The following is a 12,517-nucleotide window of genomic DNA, read 5'->3' on the forward strand; positions in this document are numbered from 1 at the left end:
TCCGAACCAGATCTTCGACCTGCACAGACACCGGAAATCCGGCGCGGATCCAGCCACGGTCCAGCCGCCGGAAACGGCCGTCCGCGACCGCCGTTCGACCCCGGCAGCCGTCGATGACCAGACCGGGAGAGCCCGACCCCGCCAGGCTCCGGCTCTCACCTGCAGCAGCGCACACCCCGGGCCCAGTTCCGCGGTGCCCGGGGTGCTGTTCTGGCCGGCCCGGCAATCGGCCGTACGGCGGGCGCTCCCCCGCTCACCGCCAGGCGGTGCTTGCGAAGTTCGCTCCCGGTCGACGACGACCGGGAGCAGGGCGGGACGGTGGCGGGGGGGCCGCCGCTGCGGCGGGCGGGCCGTGTGCCGGTGCCCGCCGCAGCAGTACGGTCAGTTCTTGACCTCGCCCTTGACGTGCCGCTGCACGAATTCGTAGGCCAGGTCGCCGAACTGCTCACCGAATTCGACGGACCGCTCGACCGTCTTGCGGAAGTGCACTCCGCCCCACACCCGGCTCGTGGCACAGTCCTTGACGAACTCGGTCCAGGTGGGCCAGTAGATTTCGAGGTCGCGGGCGGGGGAGATCCCCGGCTCCACCAGCGTCGAGCCGGCCTTAACGGTGAATCTCCAGTCCAGCTCGTCATTGCCGAAGAAGCGCCGCGCCGCCTGCGCCTCGGCGGAGCAGATGGTCGTGGAGCCGGACGGGTATTCGGCGTGGTCCCCCACGTTCAGGTAGGGCATCCACTCGGTGGCGGGGATGTCGTTGACCGTCCCCTGGCCGGGGCCGCCCCAGGCGGTCACCCTGCGGTTGCCGTACACGTGCCGGACCGCGCTGATCGGCCGCACGGCGTCGTACTTGATCTTCTGGTGCCAGGCGACGATCAGCGGTTCGAACGTCGACAGCAGGTGGGTGAGGAAGAAGTGAGCCCAGCCGTGTACGCCCAGCTCGCGGTTGTGGCGCCGGGCTATGAAGATCGTCGAGTGGCCGATGCCCCACACCTTGTTGTCCATGATCTCCGCCATCACCTTCTGCTCGTCGGTGAGATTGGCCGAGGCCTCCAGGATCTCGTCCACCGACTGCTTGTAGGCGCGGGGCCGGGTGTGGTCGCTGTGCATCGGCGGGGCGAGCTCGAACTGGCCCGGGTCCTTGAAGGAGTAGGGCTTGACCTTTCGTATCTGCGGGGTGATGAAGTTCTGGACGGTGAAGATGCCCATGTCACCCAGGCCCGCGCCGAGGCGGCGGCGGTGGGTCGTCACCTGCGGCTGCCAGCGTGAGGGGTTGACCAGTTCGAAGGCGGTGTTCACGGGCCGGTAGCCGGTGTAGTCCGCGTAGGGGCGGGGGTTGTACCGGCGGCCGCCCTCGGTGCCCAGCATGTTCATGCCGTCCCGCTTACGGGCCGCGATGACGCCCTTGCCGGCGAGGTTGCCGATGCCGACCGGACTGGTCGGGTTCTCCGACTCGTCGTCGGGGTTCAAGCCGAGCGTGGTCATCAGCTGCCGGATGGCCGGCACCCGCTCCGCCACCACGGCTTTGGCCACTTGGTACGTGGCGTGGATGAGGGCGATGTTCATGTTCCGGTTGGTGGCGGACTCGCTGGAGGGGCGGCGGCCGACCCGGGTGTACACGCCGACCGCGGTCGGGTGGTAAGGCGCCACCGCGTCGAACCACGCGATCGTCGTCAGGTGGTTGACCCAGAGGAACATGGTCACGTCCATCGGGGCGAACACGGCCGCTGCGGGCGACTGGCCGGCGTTCTCGTCGCTGGGCTGGAAGAATTCGATGTAGTTGCCGGTGTCGAAGTCGAAGTCGACGGGCGCCGCCGCTGCGGTGGACGAGCCGGCGGCTGCCGTTGCGGTGGAACCCACGGTGGCCAGCGCCGCGACCGAGGCGCCACCGATCAGCAGCGACCGGCGCTGCGGCGAAAAGCCGGGGACGGAAGAACGTCCGGACGTCGTCATGCGTTGTGTCCTTTTCTTCAAGAAGGAGAGGTCTACACGTCCAAGGCGAGGCCGCTGAGACGCGACCATGCCCTGGAGATCAAGCCGGGTCCCTTGCTGTCCCGGGCACCCCTCACCACATCGAGACAAGCGACCCCGAAGCGGCTGAGAGCGCTGCGCCTTGCACCACACAGCGTTGATCAGGCCCGCTGCACACGGACCCCGGACCGACTAGCTCCCTGCGACGTACTGATCCACGGCGTTCTGCGCTCGTCCTGAACCGACCGGCGAACCGAAGCTCACCAGCCGGCCACTCGCTCCGCACCACTCGCAAGACAAACCACGCAATGAACGACCAGCACACAGCACCGCGGCCTCCACGGAGACGACGCTCCCCCTGCCGTCCACGATGCCCAGCGCCTCGACGTTCACGCGAACTCCCCCTGTCTCGTGCCCGAGCGGTCCGGTCATTCCGCGGGCGTCAACGGATGCCAGTCCGGCGGCCACAACACTAAAAACAGGACACCCGGTCTGTCAATACCAAACCGAACGCCCCGTATTTATCGCACCAGAAGCTGGAAGCATCACCGGCCACCGAGCACCAACGCCCCTTGCTCTCCAGCAAAGTTCAAGGGAGTCGGAAGACGTCCTGCACGCAACGAGAAGGGGACACCGGGGTGGCCGGGCAGGTACGGGACTGCCGGGTCAGGGGCGGCACTGTCCACCAGCGCCCGCTCGCATCGCCCGGCTTCACGACCCCGCCCTCACGGGCCTCGACCGGCCCCACGATGACGTCGCCCTCGGCGTCCTCGAGTACGAGTTCAGCGAGCGCTGATCCCGAACTCCTCGCACATTTCAGCCTGTTCAGGCGTGAGCGCGAGAGGGAACGGGCGACTGACAACACAGCGGACTCCGCCGCTGCGCGGCTCCGGTCCAAGGATGAGCAGGGCCCTGTCTGAAGGGGGCCTGGGCTCAAAGAGGATCGGTCAGCGCTTTCCGTCATGAGGTGGTTGGCGAGCCGGATTCGTCACCAAATGGATCGCATGGATCCGTCCGTCGAAGATGTCGAGTGCCAACGCGTTGATGACCTTGCCGTTCCGGTCGCGGAAGATCACACCTGACCGGCCGTTGACCTGGTGCTGTTCCAATGTGACGCCAATGTGGACCAGCGGTGGGATGATCGCGGCGAGTACCCGGGAGGCAGTCTCGGCGCCGACGATCTGCTTGGGCCAAGGCAGAGCCTCGCCACAGCCGCCGCCAACCGGAAAGATGCCGGCGGCGAGCCGGCGGCACGCCGCCTGCGAGCACCCCACGGTCGACGCCGTCTCCGGCCAGCCGAATCCGAACACCTCCCGCAGCACGAAGACCGCGCGTTCGATCGGGGACAGCCGCTCCAGCAGCAACAGGGCCGCCGTCGACAACGAGTCGGCCAACTCCGCCGACCGCTCCGGATCCTCGTCGAGGCCACTCAGTAGCGGCCCGGGAAGCAACGGTCCGGCGTACCCCTCCCGCAGCCGGGCCGAGCGCAGCACGTCCGTGGAGATCCGGGTGACCACGGCGGCCAGGTAAGCCTTGAGCGAGGGGGGATACGTCGGGGAAGCCGCCCAGCACAGCCAGGCCTCACGGACCGCTTCCTCCGCCTCGCTCTCACTGCCCAGTATCCGGTAGGCGAGTGCGATCAGCAGCGGACGCAGCTCCTCGAACTCCTCGGCCCGGCTCACACCGGCTCCTCCTTGAAATCCCGGCGCCACAACGGACCACGCAGATCCCGCCGAACTCCCGCAGTCCCGCCGGCCACGGGGGCACCCGCATCGGCCGCTGCCCCCGCGCACACAACCAGACAACGGCAACCGCCCCCACGGTCCGCAAACGTCGACGCACCCGCCCGCCGTCGGGGGATGAGGGCGGGCGGGTGCGGACTGGGAGAGGAGACGCGCAGGCTCCACCCGGGGCAGGGGTGAGCCACAAGTCCCGTACGTGCCAGGGAACTTCGAGCCGTCCCGCAGTCGCGGTCCAGCTCACACCGCCGCCCCGAGACTCCGCACGTCCTGCTGCTCGTGCTGGGCGGCGTACACCGCGAGGAAAACGGCCAGCCCCCGCACCCCGCCACCGCCCGGTCCCAGCCCGGTGACCGGGACACTCCGCCCAAAACCCGTCGACAGCGAGCCGTGCGTCCGCAGCGCGGCAGCGGCCAACTCGCCGGCCGGGCTGTGGCAGTGGCCTGGATCGGCGCAGGTCATGGCAACGGCCTCGGCCCAGGCCCCGGAGGCGGTCTCGGCGTTGCACACGGGCGGCTTCGGGTTCGGCACGGCGGGACTCCTCGGCTTCATCGCACGGTCGGCTCCGGTGATTTCCTGGTGCGGCAGTGGTGCATGCGGTGCAGTGTGCGGCAGTGCCACCTCACACCGGGGAATCGATGAATCGGTGAATCGGTGAATCGGTGCTGAAAGGGATCGGCTGCGGACGGAAGAGATCAGCGCCGGTGTCTGACGGAGGCCCTGCGTCTGCGGGCCTGCTCGTCGGGGGCCAGGCGCTGCCGCGTCGAGACAACGGCGAAGGGCCGGTGGCCGTCCGCCGCGACGATCTGGTCGGGTTCACGGCGATCAGGTATGACTATTTCTCCACCTGCCCCAAGTCCAGCTGGCGGCGCGCTTCGGCCCGGTGGACGGGCACCGGCTGAAGCTGCCGGCCGGCGGGCAAAATTCCGGTGGCGCGGGAAGCGGCCACCCCCAAGAGCGGGCTTTCCGGCGGAGAGGCCTTGCCGATCCGTGACTTCGAGTGTCCAATAACCACAAGCGCAGCCGCTATGAGCACCAGGTTCTTCAGAATGTACTGCCCCTCAACCGTGCCGATGGCATACCCCTTCCAGGTGTGTTCCGGGAAGATGAACAGCGGGGTGAATGTTCCCGCCATATGCCCGAGCAGCACCACGATTGTCGGCCTGAGCGCCTTTCCGCTTATGAGCAGTATCCCGATTATCGATTCCAGCCCGCCGGTCAGAAAGGAAGCGGCTCCTCCTCCGATGATTCCGAACGTCAGCCGCTCTACGGTCTCCTCGACCAATGATTCCGCTGGACTCATTCCCGGGAAAAGCTTAGGAGCTCCGAACCAAAGGAAGATAACCCCTATGGAGATCCGCAATACAGCGACCCCGAATGAGGCGCCAAACCTCTCGAGAGAGCATACAATAATTCCATAGATGCGCATACACCAGGCCTCCTTTCGTGTGCATTCCGGCCAACGCCCATGGGCGTGATCTGAACTGTTCGGTCGAAGGTGTTGGATTTCTCGCCCGCAGGGCGGGTTCGCTCGCAGGTGCGTTATGCGGCGGAAGTCCCGCCCGCTTCTGGCTGCGGCAGGGAGCCGAAGTCGACGCGCGAGAAGTTGCGCCACCGCGCTGGGGTACCCGCCGGCATCGGACACGCATGACGCGCCACGCGCCAGAGGGCGCGTGGCGCGTCATGCCGTGCGCCCTGTCTGGTGGTGCCGGCGGGTGCCCCAGCGCGGTGCTGCGGCTGTGCTCTCAGGGACTGGCGGGCGACACGCCAGCCACGCCGGGATCGGATGCGAGCAGGAAATGCTGCACCCCGGGTTGCCACTGATAGTACGACTGCAGTTTGTGGTACTCACCGTTCGGCGACGCCGTAATGGCATAGACGAACTGACGGTCGGCAGTGCTGTACGGGGCTTTTTCCACGAACTGCTTGATTTCTGGTTCGATCTGAACGGGGAGTGTCATCGGATCCGTCGTCATGGCGGCGTACGTGATCCGTTCGATCCTCGGGGAATCCCAGCTCAGAGTGGTGTAGATTCCGAACCCCTGCCCACCGAGCTTCAGCATCCGCTCGCTCGGGTCCGGCATTCCGAGCTCGCGGAGAATCGACTGCATCCCCTCCGGCTCGAAGCATTCAGCAGGTATCCTGCCGAAGTACAAATTCACCGATCGGTGCGAGTAGTCAATCCCGATCAGGGTGACTATGTCGGCCAGGCCGTGCCTCGTGAAGAAGTCGAGGTTATCGGACAGGCTGCGCGGCATCGACGGAAGGCCGGCAAGCTCTGACAGCGACTGAACGTCACCCGTAGGGAAGAAGGACCAAGTCTTCTTGAATCCGCCGACGACACCGAAGTCAATACCGCAACTGCCGATGGGGAAGTTCCGATGGATTTCTCCCAGTAGGGACCCTACGGGGTGGTCCGTCTCCGCAGTGAGACCGTTCGCCAGTGCGACCGCATACGGGTCAAGCTCCTTGGGGAGCATCGTGAAGCGGCACTCAAAATCTCCTGCATTGCGTGCGCCAGTCGCCACCCTGAAAGCAATCACGGACTGCGCGAGCATATCCCCGTACGCGGTCATGATGGGCCAGACCTTGTCACTCGAGCAGGTTATGTTCGCCAATCGAGCCGATTCCTCGATGACCGAGTAAAGGTCTGCCAACTCGGCGGATTCCGACATTCGTCCTCCACTATCGATCCGACGCCTGTTTTTGAATTGTGTTCTCTCGAACCGAGGCCGATTCCTGCCGCCGCGCGGACCGGCTGTTTCGCTTCCGATTCCGGCCCGACCGCAGGTGACAGCCCACATCGTCGAGCACCCGAGCCGTGCCAACGCGCCCCCCGGCCTCCGGAGGCCGGGGGGCGCGGATGAGGCCTGTACACGCGCCGAATGCGCGTGGCGGCGCTGCCTGCGGGTGGCCTTGCGCGGGCGCAGTTGGTATCTGGCGGCCTTCGCCGGTGTCCTGGTCCGCTGCGACTGCACCCGCCTCGACCGGGTAGGGCACACCGGGTGCGCTCACCTCCTGCGCGAGGTGCGCAGTGTCCATGGGAGCGACGGGCGGTTGGCCGGCCACCGTGGACAACCTCACTGCCGTGGCCCGTTTCGCCATGGATGGCTCGGCGCCGCTTGCGCCCTGCGGGGAGGTCAACCTCGGCGGACAGCACCTCGAACAGCCCCGCGGAGCGTGGCCGGCGCCCCGCCGAGGTCCGGCAATGCGCCTGCGGGCGGCTGCCGGCGTACCTTCCGGGGGCTGATCGACTTCGCTGCCGTCCGGTCCCCGTCCCGCTGCCGTCGGCGAGCGGCGCCTGGACGAACCCGATGTACGGGAAGGGTTCTTCACCAGTTCCCGCTCATGGCACGACCGAGCGGGACAGTGCCGCATGCCGCGGCTCCCGGGCCGTCTGGTGAAGACGCCACCGCACGAGGATGTTGAACGAGGAAGAGAATCTGTGCCGTATGTGGCACGGCTTCGGTCTCGCCGGTACAGGCCGGCGGCTATGGGCTCAATCCATGCCGCACAGAATTTGGGCAGGGAGAACTTGCTGAAATAGTGACATGGGTGGCGCCTCCACGCCAAGAGCCCCTCAAAGTGACCTGGGTCACTCGACAAGCTCAAGCGTGGAGGCGCCGGATACCGACTCCGCCGGACCATGCCGGTTCAGCAAGTCCTCTGCGGGACGTGTCAGCGCGCAGTGCAGTCGGCCTTGCGGTCCCGGCCCGGACACTGTCACAGCGTCATGCCGCGCTCCAGCACCGCCAGTGCCCGTTCGACGGTCTCCAGCAGGTCTCCCTCCTGGCCCCGATTGACCCAGTCCAGCATCACTTGGGCGAGTGCGCCGACCATCGCGCCGACCACAACCCTGAGTTCCAGGTCATCCTCCGACCGCCCGGTCCGCTCCGACAGCGCCCGGCAAAGACGATCGACGTTGTGGTCCATGCCCTCGTGCATCTGCGCCCGCAGCGCCGGAACCTGGCCGATGAGCTGCAGCCGCCGCAGCAGCAGCTCATCGGTGATTTCCTGGGACAGCATGCGCATCGAGCCGATGATCGCCTCCCGCAGGGAGACAATGGGCGGCTCCGCCGCCGGGCGCTCGCGAAGGACCTGGTCCAGCTCCAGGGCGTCGGCCATGAGGACGATGTCCTCCTTGGTGGCGAAGTACCGGAAGACGGTACTCGGGGAGACCTCCGCGCCCTCCGCGATCTGCTCGACGGTGGTGCTGTCGTAGCCCTGCTCCGCGATAAGCCGGTAGGCCGACTCACGGATGGCCTGGCGCGTGCGCACCTTCTTGCGTTCGCGCAGGCTGAGGCCGGCCCCGTTGGCTGCGGCTCCCCGCCCCTGGCCGGGGGCGGGATTCTTCGGGGACCGGGCGGCGCGGCGAGTCGCTGGGGAGGACATGGGCGTCATTGTCATCCACTGCTGTCCGCGGGGGCCAACTCCGCGGCGGCTTGCGTCTCGTCCTCCTTCTTCTTCTGCGGCTGCTTGTTGTGTTCCGGGAGCCGGACCGCGACGAGCACGGCGATCAGCAGCGCTGCGATGCCGCAGATGAGCAGCACCGTGTTCATCCCGGAGACGTAGGCCTCGTTCGCCGACTGTGTCAGTTGGGGCAGGCTCAGCTGGTCGGCGACACCGTGCGCGGCGACCACGGACTCTTCGGCCCGGTCGGCGGCCGCCGCGGGCAGCTGGTCGGTGTCGATCCGGTCGATGAACCTGGTGCTCAGCACGCTGCCGAGGACCGCGACACCGATGGCACCGCCGACCTGGCGCAGGGTGGAGAGCAGCCCGGTGCCGCTGCCCGCACGGTCCTGGGGCAGCGCGCCGATCGCGCCGTCCATGGCCGGCACCATCGCGAAGCCGAAGCCGAAGCCGGTGATGGTGAGCCACAGGGCGGTGTAGCCGTAGCCGTCGGACACTTCGGTGCGGCTGCCGAGCAGCATGGCGACGGCGAACAGCACCATGCCCAGGGTGATCAGGGGCCGGGAGCCGAACCGCTCCATCAGCTTCGGCGCCTTCTTCCCGACCACGATCAGCCCGATCATCAGCGGGGCGATCCGCAGCCCGGTGCCGAACGGGTCATTGCCCATCACCGCCTGCAGGTACTGCGGCGTCACGAACAGCAGGCCGGTGACCACGAGGGTGGCCAGGACGGCCACGAGCGTGTTCCAGCCGAAGGCGCGGTCGCCCAGCAGACCAAGGTCGAGCATCGGGCGCTCGGCCCGACGCTCGCGCAGCACCAGCCCGACGAGGAGCACCACGGAGCCGATCAGCGTCGCCACGACCAGCGAGTCGCCCCAGCCCCGGGAGGGTGCCTCGATGACGCCGAACACCAGCGCGCCGAGGCCGAGGACGCCGAGCGCCGTGCTGAACACGTCGACGCGCGGGGCCGACGGATCCCGGGTGTCGGGGATCAGCATGCAGACCGCGATACCGATGGCGACCAGCGGGATGTTGAGCACGAAGATCGAGCCCCACCAGAAGTTGTCGAGCAGCCAGCCGCCCAGCAGCGGACCGAGCGGCATGCCGATCGACGCCCCCGCCGTGACCGCGCCGATCGCCTTCGTCCGCTCCGCGCCTTCAAAGAGCGAGGGAATGACGGCGAGCGAGAGCGGCATGATCAGCGCACCGCCGGCGCCCATCACCGCACGGGCCGCGATGACCATGGCCGAGCTGTCGGCGAACACGCCCATGCAACTGCCGATCATGAAGATCACCAGTCCGGTGACCAGCAGCTTGCGTCGGCCGAAACGGTCGCCTAACAGTCCCGCGGGAAGCATGCAGGCGGCAAAGACGACCGCGTACGAATCCACGATCCACTGCAGTTCACCCGTGCTCGCCCCGAGGTCCGCCGCCATCGTCGGCAGCGCGACGTTCATGATCGTCAGATCGAACCCCAGTACGAGCACGCTGACGACAATGCCGACGAGGGCCCACCGCTTCGCCTTCTGCGAATCCAACATCACCCCTCCAATGAGAGTGCTCTATCTTTAGAGAGTCGCCTATTTTTAGATAGGCGACAATCTTTCGGTAGCGACTGTCAGAATAGCGGCTGTGGCGCCCGGGCGCGACCCTTCGTTACCTCTTCGTGGCCCAGGTCCGGGGCTCCGGGCCCGGCTCCCGCCCGCTGCCGACGGGCAGCTCCGGCACGCTGTGCGCAACGTGGCTGGTGGCAGCCGGTACTGGGGCCGGCCGCCCCGCACGGCGTGTTCTGCCCGCGGCACACCAGCCGTCTCGATCCGCGTCCTGCCGCTGACAGGGCGCGCCCGAGCCGGCGAATCGTGCCGCGGTCCCGGGTGCAGTGCCCGGGCGGGATCTCCGCCAGGGCGGCTGTGCGTCGGCGGTCAGCGCGGAGATCTGCTCCGAAGCCTCTGTGTCTTTGGCCGGGCGGGGCGTGGCGTTCGGTGCCCGAAGAGCGTGCCTCGCGGAGCATCGCCGGCCACACGCTGGTCCCGAAGCACGTGGCGGGGGCGGCGGGCCGCATATCGGCACCCGCCGCCCCGCGGAGCATCAGCGCTTGACGTCGCCCTTGATCTGCTTCTGCACGAACTCATAGGCCAGATCGCCGAACTGCTCGCCGAAGACGACGGACCTCTCGATCGTCGTCTTGAAGTGCACACCGCCCCACACCCGGCTGATGGCACAGTCCTTGACGAAATCGGTCCAGGTGGACCAGTACAGCTCAACGTCCTTGGCCGGGGCGATCCCCCGCTCCACCTCCGTCGAGCCGGCGGGGGCGACATGCCTCCAGTCCAGGACGTCGTCGTCGAAGAAGCGCCGTGTCGCCTGCGCCTCGGCGGAGCACAGTGTCGTGGAACCGGACGGGTATTCGGGGTGGTCTCCCACGTTCAGGTAGGGCATCCACTCGCTGCCGGGCATGTTGCGGACCGTTCCTACACCGGGTCCGCCCCAGGCGGTCAGCTTGCTGCGGCCGTACACGTGCCGGACCGCGCTGGGAGGCCGCACGACGTCGTACTTGTTCTTCTGGTACCACGCGGCGATCAGCGCGTCGTAAATCGCCGTCGAGTTGGTCGCGAACAGGTGGACCCAGCCGTCCAGGTCCAGCTCGTGCGCGTTGGCCGCCGCCTTCCCCGACTGGCCGATGCCCAGCAGCTTGTTGTCGAAGAACTCCGCCTTCACCTTCTGCTCGTCGGTGAGCGCAGCCTGCGCCTCCACGATCTCGTCCACCGAGCGCTTGTAGGCGCGCATGTTGGTGTGGTCGATGTGGTTGGGCGGGGCGAGCCTGTACTTGCCCGGGTCCTGGTAGGAGTGGGGCTTGACCAGTCTCATCTGCGGGGTGACGAACTGCTGGACGATGAACACGCCCTTGTCACCCGCGCCCTCGCGCAGGTTGCGGCGGCGGTGGGGCCCACTCTGCGGCTGCCAGCGTGAGGGGTGGACCAGCTTGTAGGCAGTGTTCACGGGCGCGTAGCCGGTGTAGTCCTCGTACGGCCGGCCGTGGTACGCGCGGCCCTCGTCGCCGAGCATGTTCATGCCATCACGCTTGAAGTGCGCGACGACGGCCTTGCCGGCGAGGTTGCCGATGCCGACCGGGCTGGTCTTGTCCTGCGACTCGTCGTCGGGGTTCAGGCCAACCGCCTCGAACAGGGTCTGGAACTCCGCAAGCCGGTCCGGGATCAGGCCCTTGACCACCTGGTAGGTGGCGTGCAGGCCGGCGATGTTCTTGTTCCTGTTGGTAGCGGCCTCGCCGGCAGGACGGCGGCCGAGCCGGGAGTAGAAGCCGACCGCGGTCGGGTGGTAAGGCGCCACCGCGTCGAACCACCCGATCGACGTCGCATGGGTGAACCGCATCAGCAGGGTCACGTCCATGGGGGCGACGAGTTCCTCGAAGGTGTTCCGGTCGGACTTGGCGATCAGGTCCCGGATGAAGTTGCCGGACTCGAGGTCGAAGTCGATGGGTGCCGCCGCCGAGGCGGCGGACGCGCCGGCGGCCGCCGCTGCGGTGGAACCCACGGTGGCCAGCGCCGCGACCGAGGCACCACCGATCAGCAGCGACCTGCGCTGCGGCGAGAAGCCTGAGACGGAAGAACGTCCGGACGTCGTCATGCGTTGTGTCCTTGTCTTCAAGAAGGGGCGGTCTGCACGTCCAAGGCGATGCCGCTGAGGCAGGACATGCCCTGGAGATCGAGCCGGGTCCTTGCTGTCCCGGGCACCGATCACCGCGTCGGGATGCGCGACCTCGAAGCGGTTGTTGGCGCTGTGGCCGCTCTTGCGCCACACACGTTGATCAGGCCCGCTGCACACGGACCCCGGACCGGCTAGCTCCCCGCGACGTACTGATCCACGGCGTCGTGCACGCGTCTCGTACCGACCGGGAAACCGAAACCCCCGGCCGGGCCACTCACTCCCGCACCACCCGCAAGACAACGCGAAGCACGCGGCGAACGACCTGCACACGGCACAACAGACGCCACGGAGACGACGCTCCCCCTGCCGTCCAAGATGCCCAGTGCCCCGACGTCCACGCGAACTCCCCTGCCTCGTATCCGAGTTGGTCCGGTCATTCCGCGGCACATCAACGGATGCCAGTCCGGCGGCGACAACACTAAAAACAGCGCAAGCGGTCTGTCAATACAAAACCGCGCGCCTCGTATTTCTTCGCCTCGGAAGCCAGGCACAACACCAGGCCACCGGCCCCCAACACCTCACGCCACCAGCAATGTTCGAGCGTTCCCGGAGCCGTCCTCCACAGATCCCGAGAGCGGGCGAGAGGAGTAATGCTGTCGAGCAGTGCGTCAATAAACAGGCACTCGGTCGGTTTTCATTCGGGGCCCGCCTGCTGCGACAGTCCCGGTGAGGGA

8 protein-coding genes are annotated in these 12,517 nt (G+C 67.4%); all 8 read right to left on the bottom strand.

Annotated features, from left to right (window positions below; translation table 11 throughout):
- Positions 1–381: 381 nt before the first annotated feature.
- The 8 genes from QQY66_RS49880 to QQY66_RS49915 all read right to left on the bottom strand — a co-directional run bounded on the left by QQY66_RS49880 (position 382) and on the right by QQY66_RS49915 (position 11,762).
- A complete protein-coding gene (locus QQY66_RS49880) occupies positions 382–1,950 on the bottom strand; it encodes a DUF6851 domain-containing protein (protein WP_301987975.1) in 1,569 nt (522 codons plus the stop codon).
- Between the two features lie 965 nt (positions 1,951–2,915).
- Positions 2,916–3,650: a sigma factor gene (locus QQY66_RS49885; protein ID WP_301987976.1), complete on the bottom strand. Its 735-nt coding sequence runs from the start codon at positions 3,648–3,650 to the stop codon at positions 2,916–2,918.
- Between the two features lie 297 nt (positions 3,651–3,947).
- The gene (locus tag QQY66_RS49890; RefSeq protein WP_301987977.1) at positions 3,948–4,238 is read right to left on the bottom strand and encodes a hypothetical protein; all 291 of its coding nucleotides are present in this window, start codon (positions 4,236–4,238) and stop codon (positions 3,948–3,950) included.
- A gap of 304 nt (positions 4,239–4,542) precedes the next feature.
- Positions 4,543–5,136 carry a DoxX family protein gene (locus QQY66_RS49895; protein WP_301987978.1) on the bottom strand — a complete coding sequence of 198 codons (594 nt, stop codon included), beginning with the start codon at positions 5,134–5,136 and terminating at the stop codon, positions 4,543–4,545.
- A gap of 316 nt (positions 5,137–5,452) precedes the next feature.
- Positions 5,453–6,382, bottom strand: a complete 930-nt coding sequence (locus QQY66_RS49900; protein ID WP_301987979.1) for an aromatic prenyltransferase — start codon at positions 6,380–6,382, stop codon at positions 5,453–5,455.
- Positions 6,383–7,430: 1,048 nt separating this feature from the next.
- A complete protein-coding gene (locus QQY66_RS49905; RefSeq protein ID WP_301987980.1) occupies positions 7,431–8,099 on the bottom strand; it encodes a TetR/AcrR family transcriptional regulator in 669 nt (222 codons plus the stop codon).
- An 11-nt stretch (positions 8,100–8,110) separates the two neighbouring features.
- On the bottom strand, positions 8,111–9,658 hold the full coding sequence (locus QQY66_RS49910) for an MFS transporter (RefSeq protein ID WP_301987981.1): 1,548 nt from the start codon (positions 9,656–9,658) through the stop codon (positions 8,111–8,113).
- Positions 9,659–10,205: 547 nt separating this feature from the next.
- Positions 10,206–11,762, bottom strand: coding sequence for a vanadium-dependent haloperoxidase (locus QQY66_RS49915; RefSeq protein ID WP_301987982.1), 1,557 nt, complete (start codon positions 11,760–11,762; stop codon positions 10,206–10,208).
- Positions 11,763–12,517: the final 755 nt, after the last annotated feature.

Source organism: Streptomyces sp. DG2A-72, assembly GCF_030499575.1.
GTDB lineage: Bacteria > Actinomycetota > Actinomycetes > Streptomycetales > Streptomycetaceae > Streptomyces.